This window comes from Ensifer sp. CCNWLY38 (assembly GCF_037120565.1).
GTDB lineage: Bacteria > Pseudomonadota > Alphaproteobacteria > Rhizobiales > Rhizobiaceae > Ensifer > Ensifer adhaerens_H.
Window position 1 is genome coordinate 12,625 of the sequence record NZ_JBBBBO010000010.1, and the last position, 25,679, is coordinate 38,303.

Here is a 25,679-nt window from a genome sequence, read left to right on the forward strand (position 1 = left end):
GCTGAACCGCCGCACATACACGCTCGCCGAACTGCGACGTCGATGCAGTTCTCGTCGCACCGCATGTTCGGCCCTGCGAGTGCGCGTCACTGGCCATCCTCTCCGGGAGTCCTCAATGAATGCGTCCGCGCGCTCGAAGCCTGGCCCAGGTCCGTGCTCGGTGCCGAGATCGCCCGCACGCCCGCCCAGCACATCCGGGTGTTGACGTTGCAGTTCGCCGAGCGGGATGCCGTCATCGAAGGTCTGCGGCAGGAGTTGGCCCGATCTGTTGACGCCAGGGTTGCCCCCTGAAGCGCGCGCCGCGAGACAACGCCGGCTGAGTGCCACGCATCATCCCGACCGTTCCAGGCGCGCGATCGTGGTCGCCGCCTCCTTCAGCTCGCCCGTCGAGGCAGGGCTCGGGTGTGGCAGACGCTGCCCGCCCATCAACCCCGTTCCGCACCAGCACCGAGAACAGGGTGTGACGGGCCGGCCTCCCGCGCCTGCCCCTGCCGTCTCGCCCTCGACGGAGAGGGCGAGCTGAAGGAGGCACCCATGACCACAGATCGCAACCGCCAGACACCGACCGATATCTACGAGCGCGTCACCAGCCAGATCATCGCCGCCATCGAAGCCGGCGCCGGCGACTACCGCATGCCCTGGCATCACGACGGATCGGCCATTACCACGCCCGTCAACGTCGCCTCGAACAAGGCTTATCGCGGCGTCAACATCCTCTCGCTCTGGGCCGCAGCTCACGCGGCAGGCTATCCCGCCGGCATTTGGGGCACCTACCGCCAATGGCAGGCGCTCGGCGCACAGGTTCGCAAGGGCGAACACGGCCACCTCGTGGTGTTCTGGAAGACCATCGACCGCCACGGCGAGGCGGACGCTCAACCCGGCGACGAGGATCGAGACGAGCCCGCCCGGCGCCTGCTCGCCCGCGGCTATACCGTCTTCAATTGCGCCCAGGTCGACGGCTACACGCCGCCATCGATGCCGGAGCTGCCCGAGGCCGAGCGGATCGAGCGGGCCGAATGCTTCTGCGCCGCCCTCGGCATCGACATCCGCCACGGGGGATCACAGGCCTACTATCGGCCATCTACCGACCAAGTGCAGATGCCGGAATTCGCTTGCTTCCGTGACGCAGTCGCCTACTACGCCGTGTTGCTCCATGAATGCGGCCACGCTTCCGGAGCAAAGCATCGCCTCGACCGCGACCTTTCCGGACGATTCGGTTCGGCCGCTTACGCCATGGAGGAATGCACAGTCGAGCTCTTGAGCGCGATGATCTGCGCCGACTTGGGCCTCAGCGCAGAGCCGCGCCCAGACCATGCCCGCTACATCGCCTCCTGGCTTGAGGTGCTACGTTCCGACAAGCGCGCCATCTTCACCGCCGCGAGCAAGGCACAGGAGATCGCCGACTGGATGAACGCGCAGCAAAGCGACGCTCATAGAAGCGAGGTCCGGGGCGCCGCATAGGCGCCCCTCAACTCGATCAGTTGGCCGTTCGCTCCTGAAACAGAGTTTCGACCAGGAGCGGCCGTCTCCGCACTGCGCAACGACCTCATTGAGAACTCGCTCGATGCGCCTGAGGTCGACGATCTTCGCCCGGACGTCGGCAATGTGGGCGACAAAGACGTCGCGTACCTCGCCACAAGGCCTCACCTCCTCCGAGCAGGACCGGCGTTGAATCAGGGCCCATAGCAAGCCTGGCGGCAAGCACCATTGACTCCCGCCACCACGAGAACATAATAAGAACATTCGACGGCGATGTGTGCGCCAATCAAACGAACTGAAGAGGACCGGATAACCGTCTGGACGGTTCTGGAGGAGGAGTCATGCCTGCGGCCGAGCCGGAATTCGAAATCGAACCAGTCGAAGTCGCGGCGGCGCTGGCTTGGCACAACGGCGATGCCGAAGCCACTATCCGAACGCTGCTTGCCGATTGCAAACACCTGCGCGAGCAGCTTGCCCTTGCCGAAATCTCAATGAGCCTCGGATTTACCCGTGGATGGAAACCATCGCAGGACTATCAGAAATGTCAATTTCCCCAACGAAATCAACATTCAATAGGAAAAGTGAGGGGCTAGCTGTCCTCTTTGATTCCGTTACAGAATTTTAGACTTTCCCCTCACTGATGTTGGCGGAGAGCGCAATTTATTGCGGCAGAAACCGCATCAAGAACTCAGGCTGTCAGAAGGCAGACGAGCCGGCCTTATGGGTCTCGACCGGCCTCCTACGGTGATCACGGCGAGATGCAGCGGCGGCGGGAACTCCGAGAAGGGATTGCTTTTCGGTGGCCAACAGTTAATGCCTGAATCAAAGACATCTCAGTCTATTCTCCCCGGGCCTCATGAAGAAAACATCCCTACAGCGCCTTCGATGGTTTTTGCTCCGTGCGAAGAATGAGTTTCGCCGCAAGCACCGAAAAAAATATGAGATAGCGATCCGCGTTTGGCAGGGAGAAGACGTCGAGTTTGCAATCTCTGAGAGAGCACCGACATATCCACCTACGATTATGTGTCTGGATCGAAACACCGTTGAAGTAACAGGTTTTCTTGAACGGCTGCGACGAAGACTTCTTAGGAACACAGTAAATCCAGTTTGGACAATGAAGCGTGGGAGGGGCAAGAAGCTCCGGATAAAAGGCTATCTCGATTTTTCCACGATTGAGGAGATCTCCACGTCTGCGGCACTGGTTTTGGCGGCCGAATATGAAAGGGTGGTTAGCCTGATCGGCAGCCCTCCCCCGCTCATCAACTTAGATGAGTGGAACTTCGATGTTTTCAGCCGACTGCTTCAGCTTGGGTTTTTCACGTCAGTAGGGATTACCCCCAAGATCCCCGAACAGGTCATGACATCAAACCAAGATGTCATGACGCTGAATTTTCTAAGCGGGTCCAATGCGGAAGAGACTGAAGCAGCCAACAAAATGCTAATGGAGCTCGGCAACTTTATGGATCCCGACCATGAGCTTCCAGAAGAAATCACCGTGCCGCTGACCTCGGCGCTGTCTGAGGCGATGATCAACGTTCGACGCCACGCGTACCCATCCAATCATCGATTTACCCACAAGCACATTAATAGGTGGTGGCTCACAGGATCTGCAGATCGAAAGAGACGTAAATTGACGGTCGTGATATACGATCAGGGAGCCACAATTCCGATTACCTACTCGAAGCTTTCTTCGGCAACACACATTAGAGAGTGGATCTCGAAGCAAGTTAGTAGGCAACAGCCAAGCCCCTTCGCAATGGATGGCCTTCACATTGCCGCCGCGGCGAAGTTTGGCAACAGCCAAACGGAGAAGTCCTATCGAGGAAAGGGTCTGCCAGACATGCAAAACGCCATCGATCTATGCGAAAATGGTCGGCTCATGATATTGAGCCGTGGCGGAAGGTATGTTTATGAAGGGCCAAATAAAATCGAGGCTACTTCTTTTCCGAGCTCCATTGGAGGCACGCTCATTGAATGGACCCTTTACCTTCCCCCTGGCAATGGACCGAAGGTGCAACATGATACCAGTGAGAATCGTTGATTTTTCCGCCTATCCGGCGGGCAGAGACGAAAAAGATGGTCCGTTCAACGGAAAGAAATTTCGCGACGAAATTCTCGTTCCAGCGATCAGAAAGGCTATTGAAACACGCGACAAGGTACTGGTGATCCTGGACGACGTAAAAAGCTATGGCTCTTCTTTTCTGGAGGAAGCCTTTGGTGGGCTTGTTCGCGTATCGCATTTCAAACGCTCTGAACTAGAAAGCGTTCTTGAAATTAGAGCTGAACGGCCGGTCTATAACACGTACAAACGTCAGATAGAGAACCACATAAAAAAGGCGCCGACATCTGACCGCTGACGATCCCATCGCCAAAACCTTGATTGCACTGGTCCCGGCCCTTCTTTCTTTCGCGTTGGGGGCGGCATGGCAATCGTGGCGCGCTTCTTCTTCTGAAGTGGCGGCGCAAATCAATGACCTTTTGAAGGATCTAAAACAGCTCGAGGATCTCGCAACCGATTACTGGACCCAAGATGCCTGTGACGAGACCAAAATTCTCGAAGTCAAGATGCGAGGTCTCACATTTGCAATTGCTGGTTATGAGACCCTCGGCCATCTGCTCTTCCGCCGTGACCTCGACGCCTACAACCACAGAGTAGATACTCTGTTGATCGCGTGCACAGGCGGCACATTCGAGACGTCCGACAGAAAAGCCGACTTTGCAAGGGCTGTGGAAGTGCGCGAATGCGCCGCCGCGGTCGCGGCTCTTGCAAGGAAGGCCAGACAAGATAGCGCGGGAATGAGTGCCATAGTATGGACCGTCTACCGGTGGGGTAAGTCGTGTTTGAAGACTACAAGAGGGCTTCTCAATGTGATTGTTGATGGACTTCTCTGGCCGGTCGACTGGATCCGTAAGATCACCCTTCCCTTATTTTGACGCTTCACTTGAGATTTAGTCGGTCTTCCCTTTGTTTAGGAAAGTCGGAACACTTCCGCATCATTCATACGTTCCCTGATCCCCTTGAATGACGGATGCCGCAGCCTCTCATTCTGTGTCCAGGCTCGATACTCGACCTCAGCGACGAGGAGCGGTTCGGCGAAGACCTCTAGCCGCACCACGACTGCTTGAAGCCAACCCATCGATGCGCCAATCCTTCGTCAACAAGCTGGGAGCCGAGCGATTGCCCGTTGCGGTAAACGTCCCGTAGCTTGCGCCCGTATTTATCTTCGTCACGCATCCCCGCCTTGAGACCGAATGGGCCGGCATTGAGAAGCGATTGCAGACGGACCGTGGCTTGCTCACCCAGCGTCTTCTCTTCGGCGCAACGCGGCTCACTGATCTCAGGCGTGTCTATGTCCGCGATGCGGTACTTGATGCCGTCGAGCCAGAACGTATCACCATCCACGACGCACGTTGTCCGCGCGCCCGATGCGCATATGGGGAAGGATGCGGAAATGGTATCTTCCGGCGGCACGGTTGCCCAGCCGTAGGCTCCACCTATCACGACGCCAGCGAGAGGCAACACAACCACCCAGGGCGATAAACCCCTTCTCGGCGCCGCCGTGCGTTTGGTCGCATTGAATTTGGCGGACCTCCCCACGGCCTCACGCGACGCTCGCAGCTTGCCTGTCCCTTTTGCAGGCAGGCTTTTACCAAACACGGAATTGGCGACAAGTATCGCGCAAACTAGCACGCCACCTATCAGCAGCGCGAAAGGCGAGCGACTTCTGCCACCGCCTCCACCTCCCCATAGGCCGCCACGACGGCGCGCCTCGGCGTCATTTGGAAGTAGAAGCAGAAGTGGGCCGAGCACCAAAGCTCGGCGACTTAACTGGTATGGCTCGCGCACATCTGGTCCCCTCAAACCAAAACTGCAGATCCCCGCTTTTTGTATACCCCTGCGCCGGACGATAGCACACGTTAAAATTTAGAAAAGACTAAATAAGCCTAGACTGCAACCTGCGCTGTGAGAGCATCCCCTCTCTTTCGCCGCACGAGTGATCGGCAATTGGTTTGGAAAGCCTGCAACGAGGTAGACTCACTGCACTGCAGTTCGCCTTGGCTGCGCATTGAGTTCGTAGACATCGGATGGTCCTTCCATCTCTCGCACGCCTTTGAAGGAAGGATGCCGAAGCTTTCCATCTTGCGTCCACGCGCGATACTCGACTTCGGCTACCAAGAGCGGACGGGCGAAAACCGCCCCCTTGCGCTTCAATCCTACCGGCGGCTTCTCAGCCGGGATTGCGTTGAGCAATTCGCGCAGCGCGATGGATTCCTGATTGCTCCACCCAGTGCCGCACCCCCCGACGTAGACGAGATCATCACCCTTCCTCGCGGCCAGGAGCAGCCGGCCAATTGCGCCTGGCATGGTCGAAGGCTCATAGCCGACGATCACAAAGGTATCGCGCCGAGCGCATTTGATCTTGAGCCATTCCGGCCGGCGGCCTGAGTGATAAGGCTTGTCTCGACGCTTCGCGATAATTCCCTCGAGGCCTAGCTCGCACGCGGCACGGAAGAATTCGGCGCCGTCGGCGTCCACCGCCTCCGAGAAGCGGATAGCGCCAGTGCGACCGGCGACAATCGGCTCGAGCAGACGCCGACGCTCCGCCAGCGGCAACCCGCGAAGGTCGCGACCGTCGAGATAGAGAAGGTCGAAGGCATAGAAGATGATCTCGCTCGGCTCGTGCAGGCTCGGCTTCTTGCCGACCGCGCGCTGTAGCAGGCCGAAATCTGAACGCCCTTGGTCGTCGAGAACGACCGCCTCCCCATCGATGATCATGGAGGCATGGCCGAGTTCGCGCGCCTCGCCGACGATTCCCCCGAACTTATTGGTCCAGTCGTAGCCGCCGCGCGTGATCGCCCTCACCTCGCCCGGCTCGACGTGGACGGCCAAGCGATATCCGTCCCACTTCACTTCATAGGCCCACTCCGGACCCTTCGGCGGCGTGTCGACGAGGGTTGCGACGCATGGCTCTACGCGGCGCGGCATTGAATCGGCCGACGGCGCGGGAGGCAGTTTCTTCCTCGGTGTTTTAGCCATTCCGCATTAACGCACGACGGTCAGAAGTGTCCCATAGAAATTTAGCATTATCTTGCGCAATCACAGATTGGCTCTACACTTGCGGTCACAACAATACTCAGCGGGACGCTTCCGAACGCTGCTTTCAGAGGCCTTGATATGGATGCCTCGCTTTCATCGTGGGAATGGTTTCGGCTACTCTGCATGATCGTCTTCGTCGCCGGTGTTTTAACCGGCTTCGCGATTAGTCTACGTGCACAGATCCATTTCGACGTATGGAGTGCTTCCAACCAACCGCACCCGGTGCAAATGACAAAGGCGCAACGGGCCATGGAGCAGCTTTGGCATGGCCAGAAGTTCAGAACCCAGCGCAAGATTATAAGATTTTGCGCCTGGCTATGCATCGCTGCGCTCGTTGGCCTGATGCTAACGGATCCACGGCCCGATGTTCCGCATTCGGCGCCTCTGGTGGGAACCGAAGGCAAACAACCATGACTTCGCTTCTCTTGGCTTGCGCGGTTGTTCTTGCGGTTGGGTCGGCAGCCGCCACCTATGCGTTACACGAGCTGGGCACACCTTCGACAGTGTACGAATGGTTCGCGGTGTTCTGTTGGGTCGTTCTCTTTACGAGTATCGGGACCGCTTGGATCATGGGTCTCTGGTGGATCTTGCGGATAGACGCCGGCGTCGGGGATGACGAAGGATGGCAGCAAAGGTATCGCCAACAGACTCGGCTTTTCCACCGGGGAGAAGAGTTCAAAATAGAGCGATTGATTGTCATCATTTCGCTCTCCGTCTTCTTCGCAATGATTTGCGCCGGCAGCATCGCCAACCTGAAACGAACAGCTCCAATTCCTTCCTACTTTGACGTTGACGCTCTGCCCCGATGACGAGAAACGACGATGCCGAAACGGTCGATCCTCTCTACCCCGAAGCGAACCGGCTTGTATCCGCATCGAGATCTCGACTGCCAGTTGGCGATCGAAGACGTCTTCCAGACATTAGCGGAGCGCGCTGAGGCGGCCGGCTGGACCGATCGCGAGGTCGCCAACGCGCTGATCGAGCTTGCGCATAACCACTGGTTCGCGCTCGATGCGAAGGACCGCATGTTCGAAGAGGCAGCCGGCGCGATCATCCGCAAAGCGAACCCCTCAGCGATCCACTGATCACACTCCCTATTTCTGGGGCGTTGACTCTCCCGACCGACGAGAACATTGTAAGAACATCCACGGCGATGCGGCCGCCAACCTGAAAACTGAAGACTGAACAACTCCGGTGCCAACCGGGGAAGGAGAAGCCATGCCCGCGCCTCATCGGCAGATCGAAAGCGAAGAGAACAACGAGGTGGCCGACGAGGTCGCCGCGGCCGTCGCATGGCACGATGGCGATAAGGAAGCCACCATCCGGACACTCCTTGATGATTGCGAGCACCTGCGCAAACAGCTCACGCTGGCGGGCGCAACGATGAGCGTCGGCTTCGCCCGCGGCTGGCGCCCCTCCCTTGATCGGTCGACGGAGCACGAGGCATGAGCGACGAAGGCAGCGCAGCGAAAAAGACTGACAGCGGGCCGGTCACGCACCTTTGCGAGCACCCCGGCTGCAAGAAGTGGGGAGGTTTCGGCTTTGCCAACGGCAAGGCCGCGCCGAACTGGTTTTGCTTTGAGCACCGGCCAGCGACCTGGCCGCCATCGAAGCAGGCATAACAATCCGGGCGTCAGGCGGGGACGCTTTCATCCAATAGTGCGGCACAACACCAACCGGCAGCCCTGCTGCCAGGGAGAAAACCTGTGCCCGATCACGAGAGGCTCGATCAAGCCATTTACATCCACCTCACCATAGCGCGCGGGCCATCAAAGCGTGCGCTCGCAGGTACGGGACAATCGCGGAGACGCGAGCGACCGAGCGCTCACTCGATCGCAACAGCCATCCTCAAAGGAATCCGCATCAATCATCGGATCGAAAAGTACGGGACAGCTGTGCCAGATGCCGAGGTCATTGACCTGCTGGCGGAAGAAATTTGGAACGTGCCCGAGACGACGGCCAAGGATCTGGTGGGCATCGATGCCAATAAGCGCGATGGCGCCAAGCGAGCGATCACGAACGTTCTGCTGGCCGCCCTCACCCGCCGGTATGAATGCACCTTTTTCATGCCTGAATATCGCGGGATGGGTCCATCATCTCATTCGCCGGGCAGAAACATTGACGCTGAACGGTGACGCGATACCGTGCTCAACATGTCTGTGACCACCGCTTTCATCTCCGAGCTCGTATGGGCGGCCAACCAGGTCGAACACCTTACTAACTTCGAAAAGCGCCGGCTTCTCGAGCGCGCAGTCGTCACAATCCGCGAGATGCGCGACCAGGTTGGCATTCCCGAGAGCAAGACTGAAGCAGACCCTGTCATCGATCTTCAGTCCACCGCGGCGGGCATCGAACGGCGGACTGCCGACCAGTTAAAAGCCGCGCTTCTCGACGCGGCCGATATGATCCGGGTTTTGCGGATTATTCTTGATGGGAAGGAGTGAGCGTTTCGTGAACAACCGAAGGCGAACATGAACGGGCCGCTCCGCGTTGTGGAGCGGCCCGCCAGGCAAGGCGCTGCGTGAAGACATGCTTTAGCGGAACGTTGCGGTTTGAGGCACGGCGTGACGGCCAATCATCCTCTCGCGGAGCAAGGACCACTTTCTTTCACGTGTTAAAACACGGACGCATTGCCGGTCTTCCTTGCTCACCTTTGGCGTTCGTTAAGGCATCTCCAGCGATTGCGACCAGCCAACCGATGCGCGACGAACAGTTCAGGTCGATACGAATGGCGAGGTCCTGCGCACTACGCCTCCCGAGGCTGAGGCGCCCGCGTGTACACTCCGCCTTTGACCAACAATGCCCATATTATTCTGGCCAATTTGTTCGCCACGGCGACAGCCGCGACCTTGAAGGGGCGCCGCTCTCTCAGCCTTTTTGACCAACGCACAGCCGGACCGTCGTCTTTGACGGTACCAAGCACAGCCACAGCCGCCATATAGAGCAGCGATCGAAGCTGCCTGTTTCCGGCCTTCGAGATGCTTCCGAGAAGTCTTCTGCCTCCGCTCGAATGCGGTTTTGGCGTCAAGCCGATCCACGCCGCGAAATGACGGGAGGACTTAAACTCGGACGGGTTCGGAGCAATCGACTTAACGGCCGCAGCGACGATGGGACCAACGCCGGGAACCGTCATCAGTCGTCGCGCATCCTCGTCCTCTTTCGTGCGAGCGACGACGGCCAGATCAAGCCTTTCGATACGCTCCGACAGACCTTCGATTTGCTGTACGATTTCCTCAAGTGCAGCCCGAGCAGCATCCGGAAGGTGTGTGTCATTCAAGTTGCGGACAGTTGCCGCGAGTATTTTGAAACTCGCGTGTCCGGTTTCCGCTATGATTCCGAGTTCCGCCAAATGCGCGCGAAGGGCATTCGTGGCTTGCGCTCTTTGACGGACGAAGAGCGTGCGTGTGTTAAAGGTCATGATTGTGGCCTGTTGGTCAGCCGATTTGACCGGCACGAAACGCATGGTCTTTCGCGCAGCAGCCTCTGAAATGGCCTCCGCGTCGTTTGCGTCTGTCTTTCCGCGTTTTACGAATGCTTTTACGTAGGGGGCGTGGATCAAGCGAACATCATGCCCAAATGCTGCGATGCAACGCGCCCAATAATGAGAGGTGCCACAAGCCTCGATGCCGACCACACAGGGCGGCTGACGCTCAAAGAAATCCAATACTTCGGAGCGTCTGAGCTTGCGATTGAACACCGTTGCTCCGTCTGCATCGGCGCCGTGAACCTGGAAAACGTTCTTGGCGAGGTCTAATCCAATGGTCGTTACTTTGTGCATTTACCAATCCTCCTCAATGGTCGTCAGGGCGTGTCAATTTTATCAGCGCGCTGAAAACCAAGGAACCGAGTCGGAACGAGCGACCGTTGGCGCGAATTAGCCGGCCTCGCGCGGAACGATTTGCGCACGAGGTATCACAAGGTCGGTTTCGGATAATCCAGGCATTGCCAGAGCGTCGACGAGACTGCGGCGGCGGCCGGCTACGCGCACGTACTCATCATACGTCAGCAGCACGTGAGAGGGTTTGCCGCGGTCGGTGATGAGGACGGGTCCGGATTTTGCGAGTTCCTTCGCGATACTGATCGACCGGCACATCGCTCGGCTAGTAATGGTCGAAAGGGGCATGCGGTCTCCTCCATGCGCTAGTCCAAAGGGCGCGTCGATTTCTCCTCTGTCTTGAGGTTGAAGCTGGCCTGCATGTTCATCCAAAATTCCGGCGTTGTGCGGAAATATTTGGCGAGGCACAGAGCGATATCCGTCGTTATCGGCGCCTGTTCCGCCGCTATACCTTCAATACATGTGCTAGGAAGATTGAGCTTCGTTGCCAGTGCCGCGGCGCTAATGTTCAGAGAAAGTAGGTACTCCTCGCGGAGGATTTCGCCCGGATGTACCGGCGGAAGCAAATGGGTCATATCAAACTCCGGATTGCCCCCTTCGGCCCTCAATTGGTAGCGGGGCTGGTAGGCCTCGATCATGCACTAGAATGTGATCAGCCACCAGAGAAAGGCAAGCGCCACGGAACCTCCTCAGGTCACGATCGTTATTCGACTGGGCTCCGTTTGCCTTCCCCCCGGAGCCCGTTTGCACAGCACACTCTTGGCCCCGTCGTCGCCTTTCGGGGCCATTCTTTTTGGGGCTCACACCCTGCAGGCTGGGTAAAAAAACGGCCCCGCTGAAGCAGGACCGGTGAGGTGAACCAGCGCCCGGCTTTTGCCGAGAATTGCGAGCATCATTCACCTCGGTAGGCCCCACATCCAGCGGGGACACTGATAACAGGTGGGGCCTAGAGGCGCCTCGATCGGGTCGAGGATCGAGACATACCCAAACTTAGAGCGGCGCAAAAGGTTCCGCCGTGGGACCTCAGTCCCAGAGGGCAAGCGCAAAGGTCTTAGCTTCGTTGTCGCACCCTACCGTCGCGTTAGTTTTCTTCTTAGCCAAGCAGCACCAGCCCTCAACTGCCTTGGGCGGGCAACGGCGCCGGAGCGCCCATTGCGGTCAGCAGGGACCAGCTTTGATGTCGTTGCCCAATTGAAGGATTGAGGATTTGCGAATGTACGAACGACACACATATGGCGCGCCAAAGCGGAAGTTTGCGACAGGTCTACCTGTCGGGGTGATGCTGCTGTCAATGGTGGTGATCACTGCTTACCTGCTGGTCGGAGGTGCTTCGAGCGACAGCGACCGTCCGATCGTCACCGTCCTTCCGAAGCTTACTGTGACCACTTCGCAATAGCAGAAGGTACGGTAAGGCACTTCCATAGCGCAAAGGCTCGGACTTAGGTCGGATACTCCCCCGCAAAGGTCCTAATCCGTTGTCGGACCCAAACTCCTCTGCCATTGCTGGTTGAGTAATCAACCGGTATGCGATGACCGTAGATGACGTCGAATGAAATCCCGGATTTCGTGAATGAGTTGATCGCGGCTGGGTGCGAGATCACGGCCATCGGCCACAAGATGTACGTGATAGGCGAGGCGAAGGGCTCCGCAACCGAAGAGGTTCGTCGGATAACAGATAAATACAGGGACCGTGATCCGCTGAGGTTGGAGATTGTCGCTTACCTCTGGTCGATCGGCCGATACATAGAGCTTGCCTCCGAAGCTACGCGGCACTAGGCCCGATGGAGGCTTAGCATAACGCATGCTCGTTTCCTTCAATGTTGGGAGATTGGTTAGAGGCGTGCTTTGACTTCGGCGCGCATCCTGTCGTCGCATGCTTTGGCGCCGATGACTTTCGGCGTCAGGGCTTGGTGGCGCCAAATGTGAGAAAGGCCCCAGAATCCCACGAGGTGATCCGGAGCCTTCCGTCTGAGCGTTCGAATTCACAGACGCCGCAATATAGGCACGGTCCAAATCCAAGCACAATCAGATCAAATGCTCAGTGTCTTGAACCTGGCCGCCAGTAACGAGCAAGCTCGGGATCGAGCACCAGATGCTCCTGCCATGCGGCTTCTGGAACCTGCCCCGACCGATAAGCCTCGATCAGCAACCGCTGGTCGTCGGTCAACTGCGGCTCATCGACACGATGCAGATGAAACAGCCCGAATACCGCGTCGCCGATGTCGCGCATATGAATAGACATTTGAAACCTCGCCTAATGGTCAAGTGAGTAACGTGTGAGCGCCGATGATGGTTTCAAATCCTTTGATGCCTAAGCAAACCTGCTGAGCGGTGATGACGCTCAGGCGCTGGCAGCTGGCGTGCCCTACCATCACAAGCAAAACGGCGAATGGGTGCCTCTCCGCGAGAACGGCGATGGCGAGTGGCCGACTGACAACGGAGGCTTCTGACGCCTGGCCTTCAGCGGCGAAAAAGGCCGACGGCGGCTGGCCTAAAAAAGTGGGAACTCCGGCCGCCGCCTCGACGGTATTGAGCACAACGATTTCCCGGAGGTCGCGTGATGTCGAAGCGTCAACGTTTAGCGACTGCTCTTGGGAACCTCTTCGTCGAAGCGGGTCTTTTCGCGTCCCGGGTCGTCGTCGAGGATCTCCTCCTCGGTGTCTTCCGGCAGGGCCTCATCCGGCTCCATATTTGCCTCGTCGCGGCTCGGAACGGGCGGCACCCGGCCCTCGGCTGGCGGTTCGTCGGCATCTGCTCCGGACAAGTCTGGGGACGGAATCGGTTCGAAATCCATCTCAGGCGGCCGTGGGCTCGATATGGGCGCCGGCACCAGTTCGTCGCTGGCATTTTCTTGTTTCGGTTCGCTCATCATCTGGTTCCTTTCCAGTTGGAAAGTGAACCGCTTGACGATAGTAAAGTTCCGAATGGGGAGGCTCTCTGATGCGCACAGCGTCACCGAATGGATTGGCAAGACCGATGACGAGAAGGTGCCGCCCCGCGTACGCCTTCGTCTATTCGAGCAATACGGCGGCGTCTGCCAGCTTTCCGGCAGGAAGATCATGGCCGGCGAGGCGTGGGATCTCGATCATAAGCCCTGTGGCGCGGCGGTGAGCACCGGGAAAGCAACCCGCACCCGGTACTGAAGCAGCCTCACCGTGAGAAATCCGCCGACGAGCAGAGCATCCAGGCGAAATGCGACCGGACCCGCCAAAAGCACCTCGGCATCTATCCGAAATCGAATGCCAGACTCAAAAGCCGCGGCTTCGCGAGCACGCGGTCCGACGGCACAGTGAAAAGGGAGGCGGACATATGAACTTGTCCAACCTCCCCCACAGGCCCGCCGCCTCTTTCGATCATTGTGGCTGCATCGTCGGCGCCCTCAAGATGAATGATGCCCTCTCGGCGGTTAAGCACAGCGAATCCACCGATGGTGAGGGAATTCTGCGACACTCTTGCCACGCTCCGTCGCGGTGCATGGCCAAGAGGTCAACCGCTGGCTGGTCGAAGACTGGCAATGCCGTGGATTGGAAGAGATACAGCAAGGGCGCCTACGCCGACGCCCAACGGTCGGCGCGGTCGGGTCGCGCCGGCATCTGGCGCGGACGTTTTGTGCTGCCTTGCGAAGAGCGGGCCCGCCGTGCGAAGCAAGTGCCTTCCTGCTGAACACGAGATGATCAATGCCGACCAACGAGACGAAAAACGATTTGAGGTCGATCGACCGGGAGATTGGCGCGCGGATCCGATCCATCCGAGAGGTATTGGGTGTAAGTCAGCAACTGCTTGCCAATGACGTGGGGGTCTCATTCCAGCAGATCCAGAAATACGAGAAAGGCATCAACCGTCTGTCTGCGGCGATGCTCGTGAGGGTCTGCCAGTCGCTGCAGGTCAGTCCCATGGAGATCCTCGGCGCCTACTTCTCACATTCGCGTCCGAGCCTGGAGCGCGTCGATTGGCTGCAGGAGAAACTGCTGACGGCAGAGCGAAAACTCGCCGGAGTTCGACGCGCACTTCGGGACGAATAGCGCCGTCGCGGGACAAAGCGTGTCATTTTACGGCGCCCGATCGCAAGGCGCACGTCGTTCAGCATGGCCAATGACGACAGTCACCAGGTGACGTCAGATGCCCAGATCGCGTGTGGTATTCCACTAATCTTGCCATGTCGGGTGTACAAATGACGACGGCCTGGCGTGGAAGCGGTCGTTATGCCGAGGACAGCGTCGGTTTCTCGAACCATCGACCGTCTCCACGTCCTCCTCAAGATCAGTTGTCAGTCCCCCGCCCCCATGCGGCCTCTTCAATGGCCTGATCTGGCCGAAGGACGGCTGACGCCTCGACCGCCTCTCACGCAACGGCGCGGATGCGACTTTCTTCCCCTGGGCTACGCCCATTCCTCGCGAAACAACAAAGTCGCATCCGCGCCATCCTTCGCTGGCGCTGCGGTCGCAAGCGATGCGTCGTCGCTCGCCTCCAGCCGGAAGATCGCCATCGAGGCCGCGATGGGCGCGGGCTCGAAACCCCAACCCAAGGAGAACTACCATGGCGACCATCGGCACCTTCAAGAAGTCCGGCAACGAATTCGTCGGCGAAATCGTCACCCTCTCGGTCCAGACCAAGAACGTCCGCATCATCCGCGAAACCGGCAATCCTGGCGAGAACGCCCCAAGCCACCGAGTCTTCGTCGGTCGCGCCGAAATCGGCGCCGCCTGGGCCAAACGCTCCAACGAAGGCCGCGACTATCTCGGCCTCAAGCTCGACGATCCGAGCTTCACCGCTCCGATCTACGCCAATCTCGTCGACGACGAGGACGGTGAAGGCTTCTCTCTCATCTGGTCTCGCCCCAGCCGCCGTAATCGCGACTGAGCCACACCACCCTCGCCTCGCCCGGAACCGACCGGGCGGGGCGAAACTCCTAAACGACCGAATCAGATAGCGCCGAAACGGCTCATTCGCAGGCGAGCGCGCATTAGAATGCTTGCCCAAATTCGCGAAGAACGACTATTATAGCCGTAGTTCTGGCGCAGGCGCTCGCGTCAGTGGGAGGTGATCGTTCATGATCACCGCCCGCCAGACGCGGGCCGCTCGCGCGTTGCTCGGTTGGAACCAGGAGACGCTCGCTGACAAGGCCCGGGTATCCCTGACCGCGCTCAAACGCCTTGAGTCACTCGGTGACCTCAAGGTGTACGAGTCTACGCGTGATCAGGTTCGTCGCACGCTCGAGACTTCCGGCATCGTCTTCATCAAGTCCAGCGACGGCGAAGGAGTGATGCTTGTACGCGCGAAACATACGGGCCGCGACTGACTTCGGATTTGGCGAATTCTTCGGCTCAGACCGCAAGGGTTCGTTTTGGGGTAACGGCGCGACCCGGCAAACACCACCAATCAAGTTCTCGGTGGCGAAGAAAGACACGTACCCCCGCATGCATCGATCAGACGTCGCTGTCAGGCTTGACCAGTTCGACGTGACTGACATCGAGGACCTGAGCCAACTCGTAGAGCGTGATCACGGTCGGATTTCTCCGGCCGCGTTCCAGGCTGCTAATGTATTGCTGGCTGAAGCCGGAGCGCGCTTCGACCTCTTCCTGAGTCAGCCCCTTCTCCCGACGCAGGCGGGCAAAGTTGCGGCCGACCAGTTTGCGCATGTCCATGCGCCGGAGGATCGTGAAGCGGGCCGACTACGGCGACTAGGAGGATTGAAGTGACCGAGCCAGCTTTTCTGGACGAGCCACCGGAAGGTCCAATGCTGACGACCTACGATCGCGAGCACATGAAGCTCTATATGCGCCTCCTCGACGCAGCAGCGGACGGCGCCACCTGGCAGGAAGCCGTCGCAGTCCTGTTCGAGATAGATCCCGTCAACGAGCCGGAACGCGCGCGCCAAGTCCATGAACGACACCTGGCTCGCGCCCGGTGGATCAGCGAAAGCGGCTACCGCCAACTCGCGGGGGAACGCAACCGTTGAAGCATCGTGTTGCACGAAACGCAACACGTGGTCCCCTCGCGGGGACTTCCGCAAGGCAATCAGTCCGGGAATCATTCTCGCAGCGCCGGCGAAGTGGTTGCATGCGCTCGGAGAAAACGGATGCGCCCCGATACCTCACAATGGCGATCCTCATCGGCATACGACTATGTCGACCACCTTTCCGGCCCCGACCTCGCTTGGGAATGGCTACGCCGCAACACCGATTACCAACAGGACTTCCTGGCACTTCAACGAACCACCGCTGACCGCCAAGCGCTCTTGCTAGCGCTCCGTCGGCGATGGGGGTTGCGATTTCCCGGTTGCGCCGACACTCAATGCGACACAAACCATCGTGACGTGGTCACCGGAGCTGGATACCGGCGCAGTTCTGCTGACATCCGCCGCCACACCCCTGCCTACGGAGCGGAACCTCTCCCATCTGCTCGACCAGACCCAGGCGCAGACAGACGAATTCGGCTCCTTCTCCCGCCACGTCTTGCCTGACGGCGACGCGGTGCAACTCCTGCGTCTCGCCGGCGTCGGCGCCGATGAGCCGCTCGCCGCCCTAATTCCCCTCGATCCAGACGCGCTTGATCGGACAGAGGCACTGCTTCGGTTGGTGCAGAGTCTAATGGGCCGGCGTGTCGCCGAGGACACGCGTCTCACGCACCAGAAACGTCGACGCGCGCGACACATGCTGCAAGCCGTAGACGGACGCGCAAACAGCGCCAGTTACCGCGAAATCGGTGGCGTCATCTACGGACGAGAACGCGTGGCCTCCGAGCCCTGGAAAACCTCCGCTCTGCGTGACGCGACCATGGATCTGGTCAAGGACGGCCTGGCCATGATCGCCGGTGGCTATCGAAATCTTCTGCGCCACCGCCGCCGGTAGTGCCAGCCCCCGAAGGGGTGGGATTTTTGGCTCGTCTATCTTCGCACTCCCCCCTTCCGGCTCTTCTTCGCCACCCTGCCCTTCGTCCGCCGCTCACGTCCGGCGCGCCCCACCGACAGCCACGGAGGCTCCACATGGCATCGAATACCGCCGGCTTACCCCCTCGCTACCTGCGCACGCCCGAAGCTGCGCGTTTTCTGAGCCTGTCCGGCCGCACACTCGAAAAACACCGAACCTATGGGACAGGACCAGCCTACAGGAAGCTCGGCGGCCGGGTCGTCTATTCGATCGAGGATCTGCAAGCCTGGGCCGATCGCGGGATGTTGACCTCGACCTCCGACCCAGGAGGCAGCGTCCTTCCGGCGAAGCGCCATAGCGCCGTCGGGCAAGCACACACCGGCCGCCAACAGCGCTGAGGTCGCCCTGTCATGAAGCGACCGCGTATCATTGCCCTTAGCGAACGAGCGAAGCTCGACCCCTTCATTGTCGCCACAGGCGCCGCCAGTCCGCGCGATCAGCGCGACCTCATGGAGCGCCCCTTCTTTTCTTTGGCCAAGGCCAAGCGGGTTGCACCAATCCTCTACAAATCCGGTGACGTGCAAGTGGAAGTCTTTGCCATAGCCGAGCACGGCATGGCCACGATTTGGGACGCCGACGTTCTCATCTGGGCCGCGAGCCAGATCGTCGAGGCCGAAAACTTGGATCTTAGAACGTCCCGCTTTCTTCGCTTTACGCCGTATCAGCTCCTGACTGCCATCGGCCGCAATACCGGGGCTCGGGAATACAAGCTCCTCAAGGGCGCATTGACGCGGCTTCAATCGACCGCGATCCGCACGACCATACGGCAGGGCGAGCATTGGCGACGCCACCAGTTCTCCTGGATCAACGAATGGGAGGAATGCACGACACGTGACGGTCGGACGGAGGGCATGGAATTCGTCCTGCCCGACTGGTTCTACCGGGGCGTCATCGACCGCTCACTCGTGCTCGCGATCGACCCGGCCTATTTTCGCCTGACCGGCGGCATTGAACGCTGGCTCTACCGCGTCGCCCGCAAGCACGCTGGCCGCCAGACCCGTGGCTGGGTCTTCGAGATCGCCCACCTCCATGCGAAGTCCGGCAGCCTCGCTCGTATGTCCGATTTCGCCTTCGATCTCCGGCGCATAGTCCGGCGACAGTCGCTTCCGGGGTACCGGCTTCGGATAGAGCGGCATGGCAGGCGCGAGTTGCTGCGCATCCTCCCCGCCACCCTGCCCACGGGCCCTGTGGACGACGCTGTGGAAACACTCGGGACTTCGGGCGCAACGACCGTCGGGACTTCAGGCGCATCGGCATCGGGATTTCGGGCGCATGGATCGCAACTAACCCTTTGGCCTGAAACGACCCTTCCCGGGCTTAACCTAGAATCTAACAGAGATTCTAACTTTCTTTCTGGCAGCGGCGATGTGGAAAAGACGTCCCTCGAGCGGCACCCGGGCCGCCGTGGAGACCCACGCGACGTTCAGACCCGTGAATTCCCAGCATCTATCGGAGACGACTCATGACCGGCACCGCGAACCATCGCGGGCGTGGCATCTCCACGCCATCCACCCGCGCATCCGACAACCTGACCCGTGTTGAACTGACGTGGATCGAGAAGAAGATCGAGAACTGGATCCGCTTTGGCGAGGCCGCGCACGAAGAGATTCTGAGCCGTAGCCGGCGCGTCTTGTCCTTCCGCCCGGAGACAATCTTCGCCTTCGTCCGCTGGGCATCGAACGACTTCGGAACCATCATCTCGCGGATTGACATCGTGCGCGCTGTCTCATCAGGCGAGGCCTACCAGACGCTACCCTTCGTGCGGCCCGGCGGCGAGATTCTCCTCAAGGTCGAGGGCTGGCCGAAAGTCGAACAGGTGCTGCGCACGATCGATGCCATAGAGGCGCTCGACATCGCCGGTCCCGACGTTTCTCCGGATCATTGGCGTCACATCCATAACCGGCTCGCGGCCGGTCACGAGCCGCGCGCTTACACGCACGAGCAGCATCAGGCATATCTTCTGCGCCGGAAAACGACGTCATGACCCGCTCCGGTTATGTCATGACGGTGCATCTCGCGACGATTGCGATTTTCATCACGACGGCTGTGCCGGTCCCGGTGAAGCTTGTCTGGAACGCGTCGGCCAGCGCGCCGATCGGCCTCTACGCGATCGAGGCTCCAGAGCGGCTCGAGGTGACTGACCTGGTTCTAGTCTCGGCACCCGAACCGCTCGCGACCTTACTCTCCGACCGTGGATATCTGCCGCACGGCGTGCCGCTGATCAAGTACGTCGCCGCCTTGCCGAAGCAACGGGTCTGCCGCTCCGGTCGCCAAATCATCGTCGATGGCGTGCCCATCGGCGCCGCGCTCGATCGCGACCGCCTCGGCCGCGATCTGCCCGCTTGGCAAGGCTGCCGGGTCGTCGCTGACGGCGAACTCTTCCTCATGAACTGGCAGGTCCTGGACAGCCTGGATGGCCGCTATTTCGGACCAATCCCCGCGAGCCTCGTCCTCGGCCGGGCGGTCCCGCTTTGGACCAACGAAAGCAGCTCCCGCGACCTTTGATCGCGCCCTGAACCTTCCCTTCACCACGCACGCAAGGAGACTTTCGATGCCTCAGATCGGTCAGTTCTCACGCACGAAATCAGGCTATGCCGGAACGCTGCGAACCCTCTCGCTCAACGTCGAACTCGTGCTTGAGCACGCCGAGTCAAGCGATGCCGAGAACGCTCCAGACTTCCGCATCCATCTCGGCGAGGACGGACCGGAGATCGGCGCCGGCTGGAAGCGGACCGGAGAAAATCGTCCGGCGAGGACAGAAGCGTCTGGGGTCTCTACTGGAACCGACCTCAAAGACGCGCCAACCGGGATTAGGCCGATGCGTATCGCCCCACCGGCTCGCGTCGCCCCAGCCACGCCCGGACTGCCACGTGCAGTCCGCCTCTCAGCGCTTCTCCTCCTTTCCGGCATCTTCCTGGCTTCAATCGCGAATGTCAGCCTGTTCGCGCAAAGCAAACCAACGGTGCGTCCAGCGACCGGTGGGCCCTATGCTACTCACGTCAACGACGCGGCCCGGCGGTTTGCCATTCCGACGTCGTGGATACGCTCGGTGATGCGCGTTGAAAGTGCGGGTGAGGTCCACGCGCTGTCGCGCTCCGGCGCCATGGGCCTGATGCAGATCATGCCTGACACTTGGGCCGAACTGGGCGCGCGCCATCATCTCGGCGACGATCCTTACGATCCGCGCGACAACATCCTGGCGGGCGCCGCGTATTTAAGAGAAATGCACGACCGCTATGGCGCCCCAGGCTTTCTCGCAGCCTACAATGCGGGGCCGGCACGCTATGACGAATACCTCCGATCGGGACGGCCTTTGCCGGCTGAAACGCGCGCCTATGTCGCCGCGATCGCTCCTCTTCTTGGCGTTGGCGATCTCCCGAGCGCCACCACGCCGCGGGCGTCAGATGAAACGACCTGGTGGCAGGCTCCACTCTTCATAACACCGGCCAGCCTTACGAAAGTTGGCAAGCCACGTTCGCGGCCATCGCGCGCCGGCGGCGCAGAAATCGAGCCATCATCACACAATTTCCCTGCACTGAAAACGCACTCGAACGGCCTGTTCGTTGAACGAAGTGATCCACGTGGTGAGCAATGAGCACCACTTCAGGCAAACGTATCCCGGCGGGCTTCCGCGCATCCTGGAGGATAGTGGGGCGGGCAGCCGGAGACACGACCGGAGGATGGCAGGATAAAGGGCCGCGATGTGCGGCCGAGGACGGTTGTTTCTTTTCAATGACTTGCAGCGTGATTTCGCGAGGTGTGCCTAGGAACCGCACCTCGCATAATCGACGATTATTACGCATTTTCAAAACGATATGACGATGTTCGCAACTATTTCATGAGCGAAGAGATTGACTTCCGTATCCGCCCTGGCCGCGTCCGCTCATCGAGAGCGCAACGCGCCCGCCCCTTCATCGCCCAGGCGCTTGCCGCCGCTGAGCGCGCCGGCGGATCCGTGTCACAGCGTGGTACGATCAGCCCCGGCAATCGCTCTCGCTTCGGGCATGGCCAGCGCGCCTCCGTTCAGGCCAATCGCCTGATCACGTCTCGCTCGCGTGGCGCCGTCGTCAAGGCGCGGGTGGTGAGGCTCAGCGGCCGCGGTGCACCGCTTGCCACTCATCTCACCTATCTGCGGCGCGAGGGCGTGACCCGCGACGGGGAGAAAGCCCGGATGTTCGGTCCTGGTGGCGATGGGGCGGACGCGAAGGTCTTCACTGAGCGATGCGAGGGCGACCGGCATCATTTCCGGTTTATCGTCTCGCCGGACGATGCGCTTCAGATGGCGGACCTCAAGGGCTTCACACGCGATCTCGTCAGCCAGATGGAGAAGGATCTCGACACCCGCCTCGATTGGGTGGCGGTCGACCACTGGAACACCGAGCATCCGCACGTCCATCTGATCGTCCGCGGAGTGCGGGACGATGGCGAAAACCTGGTCATCTCGCGCGACTACATCAAGGAAGGAATGCGCGATCGCGCACGCGATCTCATCACTCGGGAGCTCGGACTGCGGACCGATCAGGACATCCGCCAGACACTCGAACGTCAGATCGAAAGCGAGCGCTGGACCAGTCTCGACCGCCAGCTCGCGCGCGATAGCTATCGCACAGGCGTAGATCTCGCGCCGCATCCCGACCGTCAGCCCGACGAATTCCACGCGGTCAAGATCGGTCGCCTGCGCAAACTCGAGTCTCTCGGCCTCGCAGATCAGGTGGGCCCGGGCCAGTGGGTGATGGCCGAGAATGCCGAAGCAGTCCTTCGCGAGCTTGGCGAACGTAATGACATCATCAAGCGCATTCATCGCGGTCTGTCAGAACGCGGCACCGAACGCAGCACCGCCAGCTATGTGCTCGCGGGTGAAAGCCTGGACCTGCCCATCATCGGGCGCCTGGTCGTTCGGGGCCTGGATGACGAGCTCAAGGGCACGGCTTATGCGGTAATCGACGCCGTCGACGGACGTACTCACCACATCAAGGTTCCCGATCTCGACGCGGCAGGCGATGGACCATCCGGATCCGTTGTCGAGCTGAGAAAGTTCGAAGACGCACAGGGGCGGCGTCGTGTTGCCCTCGCCGTCCGATCGGACTTGAGCATTGAGCAGCAGATCACGGCGAGCGGCGCCACATGGCTCGACCGTCAGGCGATCGCGCGCGAACCGCTCGGTAGCGGCGGTTTTGGTGCCGAGGTTCGCGAGGCCATGGACCGGCGGGCGGAAGAGCTCATCGAACGCCGTCTCGCAGAGCGCCAGGGGCGCGGCGTGGTGTTCGCGCGCAACCTGATCGAGACCCTGCGCAGGCAGGAGCTCGAGGCGCTTGGGCAGAAGCTCGCCGCCGAAACGGGGACGCCATTCAACAAGTCCGCCTCAGGCGAGTATGTCGCTGGCAGCTACCGCCAGCGGTTCGCGCTTGCCTCCGGCCGCTTCGCCATGATCGACGACGGGCTTGGCTTCCAGCTCGTGCCGTGGTCCCCTTCGCTGGATAAGCATCTCGGACGCCATGTCTCCGGCGTGGCTCGCGGTGATGGCGGGGTTGAATGGAGCTTTGGCAAGAAACGTGGTCTCGGCCTCTGACGCGAATTCGATGGCAGCGTCCTGTCATGGGCGACTTTGACATTGCGGGCCGAGAAGGTCGCGATCCGACCCGTTCCAGAAGTACGCGCCCGGGCGCAGTATGGCGCAAGAAGGTCCTATTGCCAACGTTCCCGGGCAATTTTCGATAGCGTCGAGACATTCCAAAAATAGCGTGGCGGTTATCTCCTAGACCGATCGTGGGTTTCGGCCAGAAGCGGTGCGGAAGCGGAAACGAATAATCGTATGCATTTATCATTCCTAAAATATTTTTGAGAAACCCTTTTCTCATGACATAGATTGCGGTATATCAGCCTGAGAAACCGATTTCTCAAACCAGGAGTGGCAGATTGTCTGGCCTCAACTTGTCCGAGCGGGTTACTATCTACGACGTCGCCGCGGCGGCAGGCGTGAGCGTCGCGACGGCGTCAAAGGCTCTCAACGACACTGGCCGAATGTCAGCGGAAACCCGCGCCCGGATCAGACAAGCTGCCCAAGAGCTAGGATTCCGGCCCAACTCAATCGCCCGCAGCTTGCTTAGCAAGCGCAGCTTTACAGTGGGGCTGCTCACGGACGACACCTATGGACGTTTCACCCTGCCGGTCATGGCCGGCATCTCCGAAGGGCTGATTGATCATGGCGTGTCGGTGTTCCTGTGTGCTGTCGAAGACAATCCAGCTCTCGCCAAGGTCCACGTGGATGCCATGCTCGACAAGCAGGTCGATGGCATCATCGCCACCGGAAAGCGTATCGACAAGCCGCTGCCTGTTGATCTCTCGCACCTGCCCGTTCCGGTTGTCTACGCATTGACTGAGGGTCCCGCAGACGCCGTGACCTTGGTCCCGGATGACTTAAGAGGTGCGCGTGAAGCGGTCGGACACCTCATTGCCAATGGCCGCAAGCGTATTGCCCACGTCACCGGGCCTGGAAGTTTCAGAGTGGTTCGGGAGCGTGCGCGCGCTTTTACCGATGCACTCGATTCCGCGGGCCCCTTCGTATCCGAAGCGGGAATCCTGCACGGTTCCTGGTCTGAGCGGTGGGGACATGAGGCGGTGGCGGCTCTCTGGTCGGGTGGAACTCGTCCCGACGGCATTTTCTGCGGCAACGATCAGATCGCGCGAGGCGTGGTCGATGCGCTTCGGGAGCGTACGGTCGACGTTCCGCGAGATGTCTCGGTGGTGGGGTTCGACAATTGGGAGATCGTTGCCGAGCAGACGCGCCCGCCCCTGACGACGGTGGACATGAATTTGAAGGAACTCGGACGGCAGGCCGGGCAAGCGCTCGTGCGCCTTGTGAATGGCGAAGCCGTCGAGAAAGGACTTTGGAAGTTGCCATGTACGCTGGTGGTTCGTGGCTCATGACGACTTGGCAAAGGAATAGCAGGCCAGATCCAATCCAATAACAACTGCTCTAGAGGGAGGAGACCCAATCATGAAGCTGCTTAGAATCGTGGCGCTCACCGCCACCGCGTTGGGCGTACTATCGACGTCGGCGCTTGCGCAACAGAAACTGACCATGTGGTCGCGCTCGGCGAGCGAAGCGTTCATGCCGACGGTGATCAAGGCGTTCAATGCATCCCATGAAACGCAGATAGAACTGCAGATCGTGCCGTCGAGCGAAATGGTGCAGAAATACGCCACCGCCGCGGCCGGCGGTTCCGCTCCTGACTTCGTCTCGCTCGACCTTGTCTACGCTCCGGCATTCGCCAAGTCCGGCGCGCTGGAAGACCTGACCGACCTCGCCAAGAGCCTACCGTACTTGGAACATCTGTCGAAGGCTCACGTCGGTACCGGTACTTATGAAGGACGAATCTACGCCCTCCCGATGTCGGCCGACGCCTCTGTTCTGCTGTGGAACAAGAAGCTGTTCAGGCAGGCCGGTCTCGACCCGGAGAAGGGGCCGACCAACTGGGCCGAGATCGAAGCGGCCGCAGGTAAGGTCAACGCGCTCGGCGGCGACATCAAAGGCTTCTATTTCTCGGGTGCGTGCGGCGGCTGCAACGCCTTCACCTTCATGCCGCTGGTCTGGGCTTCCGGCGGCGACATTCTGGTCGATAACGGCAAGCGCGCCACCTTGGACACGCCCCCGATGCATGACGCGATCAACTTCTATCGCGACCTTGTCGCCAAGGGCTACGTCCCTGAAAGCGCCAAGACGGATTCGGGCAAGAACTTCTTTGGCGGTTTCGCAACCGACAAGATCGGCCTGTCGCCCATCGGCGCCTTCGCCATCGGCAATCTGGTCAAGAACTACCCGACGGTCGAGTTCGGCGTCACCTTCATCCCCGGCAAGGACGGCGGCAAGGCGTCTTTCGCCGGCGGCGACAACTTCCTGGTCACCGCGGGCCGCGACAATTTGAAGGCCGCGAAGGAGTTCCTGGAGTTCGTCTACTCGATCGAGGGACAGACCCTCCTTGCCGACGGCGGAAGCCTGCCCACCCGATCAGACATCGCTGGAGAAGCGATCAAGTCACTGGATGAGCGCTACCAGATCGCGACCGAGGCCATGATGCTCGGCCGCACCCCCTCCTCGCCGGTCTACAACGACATAATCAACAGCAGCACCGGTCCGTGGAAGCAGATGTTGAACGAAGTCTTCTTCGGCGACGACGTCAAGGGCTCCGTCGCCAACGCCCAAGCGGCCATGCAGTCAATCCTCGACTCCTCGAACTAGCAAAGCAACGGCATTCGGAGTTCGTCGCTGACTTCGGATGCCGGCCCGGACGGCTTCCCACCGTCCGGGCCAGCCTAGGCTTGCGCAATGGACCTGATC

Annotated in this window: 36 protein-coding genes and 1 pseudogene; 27 read left to right on the forward strand and 10 right to left on the reverse strand. The window is 60.1% G+C overall.

The window, feature by feature from the left end; translation table 11 throughout:
* Positions 1-534: 534 nt before the first annotated feature.
* From V7S54_RS21155 to V7S54_RS21175, 5 genes are all read left to right on the forward strand, one after another.
* Positions 535-1,461, forward strand: coding sequence for an ArdC family protein (locus V7S54_RS21155; protein WP_336408688.1), 927 nt, complete (start codon positions 535-537; stop codon positions 1,459-1,461).
* A gap of 359 nt (positions 1,462-1,820) precedes the next feature.
* Positions 1,821-2,072, forward strand: coding sequence for a hypothetical protein (locus tag V7S54_RS21160; RefSeq protein WP_336408689.1), 252 nt, complete (start codon positions 1,821-1,823; stop codon positions 2,070-2,072).
* A gap of 263 nt (positions 2,073-2,335) precedes the next feature.
* Positions 2,336-3,520 (forward strand): hypothetical protein, encoded by a 1,185-nt coding sequence (locus V7S54_RS21165; RefSeq protein WP_336408690.1) that lies wholly within the window; start codon positions 2,336-2,338, stop codon positions 3,518-3,520.
* A complete protein-coding gene (locus V7S54_RS21170) occupies positions 3,498-3,836 on the forward strand; it encodes an STAS-like domain-containing protein (protein WP_336408691.1) in 339 nt (112 codons plus the stop codon). Before V7S54_RS21165 ends, V7S54_RS21170 begins: the two co-directional genes overlap by 23 nt.
* 19 nt (positions 3,837-3,855) lie before the next feature.
* Complete coding sequence (locus V7S54_RS21175; protein ID WP_336408692.1) at positions 3,856-4,413, forward strand: hypothetical protein; 558 nt, start codon at positions 3,856-3,858, stop codon at positions 4,411-4,413.
* Between the two features lie 35 nt (positions 4,414-4,448).
* On the opposite strand, the pseudogene V7S54_RS21180 reads toward V7S54_RS21175, so the two are convergent.
* The 3 genes and pseudogenes from V7S54_RS21180 to ligD form a co-directional block, all read right to left on the reverse strand.
* Positions 4,449-4,580 (reverse strand): annotated as a pseudogene (locus V7S54_RS21180) (ATP dependent DNA ligase); the annotation flags it as partial.
* Between the two features lie 2 nt (positions 4,581-4,582).
* Positions 4,583-4,882, reverse strand: a complete 300-nt coding sequence (locus tag V7S54_RS21185) for a thermonuclease family protein (protein ID WP_442892584.1) — start codon at positions 4,880-4,882, stop codon at positions 4,583-4,585.
* A 633-nt stretch (positions 4,883-5,515) separates the two neighbouring features.
* The gene (ligD, locus tag V7S54_RS21190) at positions 5,516-6,517 is read right to left on the reverse strand and encodes a non-homologous end-joining DNA ligase (protein ID WP_442892585.1); all 1,002 of its coding nucleotides are present in this window, start codon (positions 6,515-6,517) and stop codon (positions 5,516-5,518) included.
* Between the two features lie 183 nt (positions 6,518-6,700).
* Here ligD and V7S54_RS21195 point away from each other — a divergent pair, with 183 nt between their 5' ends.
* From V7S54_RS21195 to V7S54_RS21225, 7 genes are all read left to right on the forward strand, one after another.
* Positions 6,701-6,991 carry a hypothetical protein gene (locus tag V7S54_RS21195; RefSeq protein ID WP_336408694.1) on the forward strand — a complete coding sequence of 97 codons (291 nt, stop codon included), beginning with the start codon at positions 6,701-6,703 and terminating at the stop codon, positions 6,989-6,991.
* Positions 6,988-7,386, forward strand: a complete 399-nt coding sequence (locus tag V7S54_RS21200) for a hypothetical protein (protein WP_336408695.1) — start codon at positions 6,988-6,990, stop codon at positions 7,384-7,386. Before V7S54_RS21195 ends, V7S54_RS21200 begins: the two co-directional genes overlap by 4 nt.
* A 12-nt stretch (positions 7,387-7,398) precedes the next feature.
* Positions 7,399-7,662 carry a hypothetical protein gene (locus tag V7S54_RS21205; RefSeq protein ID WP_336408696.1) on the forward strand — a complete coding sequence of 88 codons (264 nt, stop codon included), beginning with the start codon at positions 7,399-7,401 and terminating at the stop codon, positions 7,660-7,662.
* A 133-nt stretch (positions 7,663-7,795) separates the two neighbouring features.
* Positions 7,796-8,026 (forward strand): hypothetical protein, encoded by a 231-nt coding sequence (locus V7S54_RS21210; RefSeq protein ID WP_336408697.1) that lies wholly within the window; start codon positions 7,796-7,798, stop codon positions 8,024-8,026.
* A complete protein-coding gene (locus tag V7S54_RS21215; protein WP_336408698.1) occupies positions 8,023-8,199 on the forward strand; it encodes a hypothetical protein in 177 nt (58 codons plus the stop codon). Before V7S54_RS21210 ends, V7S54_RS21215 begins: the two co-directional genes overlap by 4 nt.
* Positions 8,200-8,283: 84 nt before the next feature.
* Positions 8,284-8,712, forward strand: coding sequence for a hypothetical protein (locus tag V7S54_RS21220; protein ID WP_336408699.1), 429 nt, complete (start codon positions 8,284-8,286; stop codon positions 8,710-8,712).
* Positions 8,713-8,730: 18 nt separating this feature from the next.
* The gene (locus V7S54_RS21225) at positions 8,731-9,021 is read left to right on the forward strand and encodes a hypothetical protein (protein ID WP_336408700.1); all 291 of its coding nucleotides are present in this window, start codon (positions 8,731-8,733) and stop codon (positions 9,019-9,021) included.
* 302 nt (positions 9,022-9,323) lie between these two features.
* On the opposite strand, the gene V7S54_RS21230 is transcribed toward V7S54_RS21225, so the two are convergent.
* The 6 genes from V7S54_RS21230 to V7S54_RS21255 form a co-directional block, all read right to left on the reverse strand.
* Complete coding sequence (locus V7S54_RS21230) at positions 9,324-10,355, reverse strand: IS110 family transposase (protein WP_336408701.1); 1,032 nt, start codon at positions 10,353-10,355, stop codon at positions 9,324-9,326.
* 96 nt (positions 10,356-10,451) lie between these two features.
* The gene (locus tag V7S54_RS21235) at positions 10,452-10,700 is read right to left on the reverse strand and encodes a type II toxin-antitoxin system Phd/YefM family antitoxin (RefSeq protein WP_336408702.1); all 249 of its coding nucleotides are present in this window, start codon (positions 10,698-10,700) and stop codon (positions 10,452-10,454) included.
* 17 nt (positions 10,701-10,717) lie between these two features.
* The gene (locus V7S54_RS21240) at positions 10,718-10,987 is read right to left on the reverse strand and encodes a HigA family addiction module antitoxin (RefSeq protein WP_336408787.1); all 270 of its coding nucleotides are present in this window, start codon (positions 10,985-10,987) and stop codon (positions 10,718-10,720) included.
* Positions 10,988-12,450: 1,463 nt separating this feature from the next.
* Positions 12,451-12,654 (reverse strand): hypothetical protein, encoded by a 204-nt coding sequence (locus V7S54_RS21245; RefSeq protein WP_336408703.1) that lies wholly within the window; start codon positions 12,652-12,654, stop codon positions 12,451-12,453.
* A 19-nt stretch (positions 12,655-12,673) separates the two neighbouring features.
* On the reverse strand, positions 12,674-12,949 hold the full coding sequence (locus V7S54_RS21250; RefSeq protein ID WP_336408704.1) for a hypothetical protein: 276 nt from the start codon (positions 12,947-12,949) through the stop codon (positions 12,674-12,676).
* Between the two features lie 41 nt (positions 12,950-12,990).
* Positions 12,991-13,281 (reverse strand): hypothetical protein, encoded by a 291-nt coding sequence (locus V7S54_RS21255; protein WP_336408705.1) that lies wholly within the window; start codon positions 13,279-13,281, stop codon positions 12,991-12,993.
* Between the two features lie 34 nt (positions 13,282-13,315).
* Here V7S54_RS21255 and V7S54_RS21260 point away from each other — a divergent pair, with 34 nt between their 5' ends.
* From V7S54_RS21260 to V7S54_RS21280, 4 genes are all read left to right on the forward strand, one after another.
* Positions 13,316-13,555: a hypothetical protein gene (locus V7S54_RS21260; RefSeq protein ID WP_336408706.1), complete on the forward strand. Its 240-nt coding sequence runs from the start codon at positions 13,316-13,318 to the stop codon at positions 13,553-13,555.
* A 534-nt stretch (positions 13,556-14,089) separates the two neighbouring features.
* Positions 14,090-14,434, forward strand: coding sequence for a helix-turn-helix domain-containing protein (locus V7S54_RS21270; protein WP_336408707.1), 345 nt, complete (start codon positions 14,090-14,092; stop codon positions 14,432-14,434).
* A 514-nt stretch (positions 14,435-14,948) separates the two neighbouring features.
* Positions 14,949-15,272: a DUF736 domain-containing protein gene (locus tag V7S54_RS21275; RefSeq protein ID WP_336408708.1), complete on the forward strand. Its 324-nt coding sequence runs from the start codon at positions 14,949-14,951 to the stop codon at positions 15,270-15,272.
* Between the two features lie 190 nt (positions 15,273-15,462).
* Complete coding sequence (locus tag V7S54_RS21280) at positions 15,463-15,711, forward strand: helix-turn-helix domain-containing protein (protein WP_336408709.1); 249 nt, start codon at positions 15,463-15,465, stop codon at positions 15,709-15,711.
* A 127-nt stretch (positions 15,712-15,838) separates the two neighbouring features.
* On the opposite strand, the gene V7S54_RS21285 is transcribed toward V7S54_RS21280, so the two are convergent.
* Positions 15,839-16,057, reverse strand: a complete 219-nt coding sequence (locus V7S54_RS21285) for a helix-turn-helix domain-containing protein (RefSeq protein ID WP_336408710.1) — start codon at positions 16,055-16,057, stop codon at positions 15,839-15,841.
* 50 nt (positions 16,058-16,107) lie between these two features.
* Between V7S54_RS21285 and V7S54_RS21290 the strand changes: the two genes are divergently transcribed.
* The 11 genes from V7S54_RS21290 (at position 16,108) to V7S54_RS21340 (ending at position 25,580) form a co-directional block, all read left to right on the forward strand.
* Positions 16,108-16,371: a DNA -binding domain-containing protein gene (locus V7S54_RS21290; protein ID WP_442892587.1), complete on the forward strand. Its 264-nt coding sequence runs from the start codon at positions 16,108-16,110 to the stop codon at positions 16,369-16,371.
* A 120-nt stretch (positions 16,372-16,491) separates the two neighbouring features.
* Complete coding sequence (locus V7S54_RS21295; protein ID WP_336408711.1) at positions 16,492-16,875, forward strand: transcriptional regulator domain-containing protein; 384 nt, start codon at positions 16,492-16,494, stop codon at positions 16,873-16,875.
* Complete coding sequence (locus tag V7S54_RS21300) at positions 16,811-17,263, forward strand: DUF2285 domain-containing protein (RefSeq protein ID WP_336408789.1); 453 nt, start codon at positions 16,811-16,813, stop codon at positions 17,261-17,263. The genes V7S54_RS21295 and V7S54_RS21300 overlap by 65 nt, the downstream gene beginning before the upstream one ends.
* Before the next feature lie 134 nt (positions 17,264-17,397).
* On the forward strand, positions 17,398-17,679 hold the full coding sequence (locus V7S54_RS21305) for a helix-turn-helix transcriptional regulator (RefSeq protein ID WP_336408712.1): 282 nt from the start codon (positions 17,398-17,400) through the stop codon (positions 17,677-17,679).
* Positions 17,680-17,691: 12 nt separating this feature from the next.
* On the forward strand, positions 17,692-18,807 hold the full coding sequence (locus V7S54_RS21310) for a replication initiator protein A (protein WP_336408713.1): 1,116 nt from the start codon (positions 17,692-17,694) through the stop codon (positions 18,805-18,807).
* A complete protein-coding gene (locus tag V7S54_RS21315) occupies positions 18,804-19,325 on the forward strand; it encodes a DUF2840 domain-containing protein (protein ID WP_336408714.1) in 522 nt (173 codons plus the stop codon). The genes V7S54_RS21310 and V7S54_RS21315 overlap by 4 nt, the downstream gene beginning before the upstream one ends.
* Positions 19,322-19,846 carry a S26 family signal peptidase gene (locus V7S54_RS21320; RefSeq protein WP_336408715.1) on the forward strand — a complete coding sequence of 175 codons (525 nt, stop codon included), beginning with the start codon at positions 19,322-19,324 and terminating at the stop codon, positions 19,844-19,846. The genes V7S54_RS21315 and V7S54_RS21320 overlap by 4 nt, the downstream gene beginning before the upstream one ends.
* Before the next feature lie 46 nt (positions 19,847-19,892).
* Positions 19,893-20,936, forward strand: coding sequence for a DUF736 family protein (locus V7S54_RS21325; RefSeq protein WP_336408716.1), 1,044 nt, complete (start codon positions 19,893-19,895; stop codon positions 20,934-20,936).
* A 243-nt stretch (positions 20,937-21,179) separates the two neighbouring features.
* Complete coding sequence (locus V7S54_RS21330; protein ID WP_336408717.1) at positions 21,180-22,910, forward strand: relaxase/mobilization nuclease domain-containing protein; 1,731 nt, start codon at positions 21,180-21,182, stop codon at positions 22,908-22,910.
* Between the two features lie 347 nt (positions 22,911-23,257).
* Entirely contained in the window at positions 23,258-24,268 is a 1,011-nt protein-coding gene (locus tag V7S54_RS21335) for a LacI family DNA-binding transcriptional regulator (protein ID WP_336408718.1), read from the forward strand.
* 70 nt (positions 24,269-24,338) lie between these two features.
* Positions 24,339-25,580 carry an ABC transporter substrate-binding protein gene (locus V7S54_RS21340; RefSeq protein WP_336408719.1) on the forward strand — a complete coding sequence of 414 codons (1,242 nt, stop codon included), beginning with the start codon at positions 24,339-24,341 and terminating at the stop codon, positions 25,578-25,580.
* Positions 25,581-25,679: the final 99 nt, after the last annotated feature.

Coding starts and splice junctions, on each gene's coding strand:
- V7S54_RS21155 (WP_336408688.1), top strand. CDS start 535: ATGACCACAGATCGCAACCGCCAGACACCGACCGATATCTACGAGCGC.
- V7S54_RS21160 (WP_336408689.1), top strand. CDS start 1,821: ATGCCTGCGGCCGAGCCGGAATTCGAAATCGAACCAGTCGAAGTCGCG.
- V7S54_RS21165 (WP_336408690.1), top strand. CDS start 2,336: ATGAAGAAAACATCCCTACAGCGCCTTCGATGGTTTTTGCTCCGTGCG.
- V7S54_RS21170 (WP_336408691.1), top strand. CDS start 3,498: ATGATACCAGTGAGAATCGTTGATTTTTCCGCCTATCCGGCGGGCAGA.
- ligD (WP_442892585.1), bottom strand. CDS start 6,517: ATGGCTAAAACACCGAGGAAGAAACTGCCTCCCGCGCCGTCGGCCGAT.
- V7S54_RS21195 (WP_336408694.1), top strand. CDS start 6,701: ATGATCGTCTTCGTCGCCGGTGTTTTAACCGGCTTCGCGATTAGTCTA.
- V7S54_RS21200 (WP_336408695.1), top strand. CDS start 6,988: ATGACTTCGCTTCTCTTGGCTTGCGCGGTTGTTCTTGCGGTTGGGTCG.
- V7S54_RS21205 (WP_336408696.1), top strand. CDS start 7,399: ATGCCGAAACGGTCGATCCTCTCTACCCCGAAGCGAACCGGCTTGTAT.
- V7S54_RS21210 (WP_336408697.1), top strand. CDS start 7,796: ATGCCCGCGCCTCATCGGCAGATCGAAAGCGAAGAGAACAACGAGGTG.
- V7S54_RS21215 (WP_336408698.1), top strand. CDS start 8,023: ATGAGCGACGAAGGCAGCGCAGCGAAAAAGACTGACAGCGGGCCGGTC.
- V7S54_RS21225 (WP_336408700.1), top strand. CDS start 8,731: ATGTCTGTGACCACCGCTTTCATCTCCGAGCTCGTATGGGCGGCCAAC.
- V7S54_RS21230 (WP_336408701.1), bottom strand. CDS start 10,355: ATGCACAAAGTAACGACCATTGGATTAGACCTCGCCAAGAACGTTTTC.
- V7S54_RS21235 (WP_336408702.1), bottom strand. CDS start 10,700: ATGCCCCTTTCGACCATTACTAGCCGAGCGATGTGCCGGTCGATCAGT.
- V7S54_RS21240 (WP_336408787.1), bottom strand. CDS start 10,987: ATGACCCATTTGCTTCCGCCGGTACATCCGGGCGAAATCCTCCGCGAG.
- V7S54_RS21245 (WP_336408703.1), bottom strand. CDS start 12,654: ATGTCTATTCATATGCGCGACATCGGCGACGCGGTATTCGGGCTGTTT.
- V7S54_RS21255 (WP_336408705.1), bottom strand. CDS start 13,281: ATGAGCGAACCGAAACAAGAAAATGCCAGCGACGAACTGGTGCCGGCG.
- V7S54_RS21270 (WP_336408707.1), top strand. CDS start 14,090: ATGCCGACCAACGAGACGAAAAACGATTTGAGGTCGATCGACCGGGAG.
- V7S54_RS21275 (WP_336408708.1), top strand. CDS start 14,949: ATGGCGACCATCGGCACCTTCAAGAAGTCCGGCAACGAATTCGTCGGC.
- V7S54_RS21280 (WP_336408709.1), top strand. CDS start 15,463: ATGATCACCGCCCGCCAGACGCGGGCCGCTCGCGCGTTGCTCGGTTGG.
- V7S54_RS21285 (WP_336408710.1), bottom strand. CDS start 16,057: ATGGACATGCGCAAACTGGTCGGCCGCAACTTTGCCCGCCTGCGTCGG.
- V7S54_RS21295 (WP_336408711.1), top strand. CDS start 16,492: ATGCGCCCCGATACCTCACAATGGCGATCCTCATCGGCATACGACTAT.
- V7S54_RS21305 (WP_336408712.1), top strand. CDS start 17,398: ATGGCATCGAATACCGCCGGCTTACCCCCTCGCTACCTGCGCACGCCC.
- V7S54_RS21310 (WP_336408713.1), top strand. CDS start 17,692: ATGAAGCGACCGCGTATCATTGCCCTTAGCGAACGAGCGAAGCTCGAC.
- V7S54_RS21315 (WP_336408714.1), top strand. CDS start 18,804: ATGACCGGCACCGCGAACCATCGCGGGCGTGGCATCTCCACGCCATCC.
- V7S54_RS21320 (WP_336408715.1), top strand. CDS start 19,322: ATGACCCGCTCCGGTTATGTCATGACGGTGCATCTCGCGACGATTGCG.
- V7S54_RS21325 (WP_336408716.1), top strand. CDS start 19,893: ATGCCTCAGATCGGTCAGTTCTCACGCACGAAATCAGGCTATGCCGGA.
- V7S54_RS21330 (WP_336408717.1), top strand. CDS start 21,180: ATGAGCGAAGAGATTGACTTCCGTATCCGCCCTGGCCGCGTCCGCTCA.
- V7S54_RS21340 (WP_336408719.1), top strand. CDS start 24,339: ATGAAGCTGCTTAGAATCGTGGCGCTCACCGCCACCGCGTTGGGCGTA.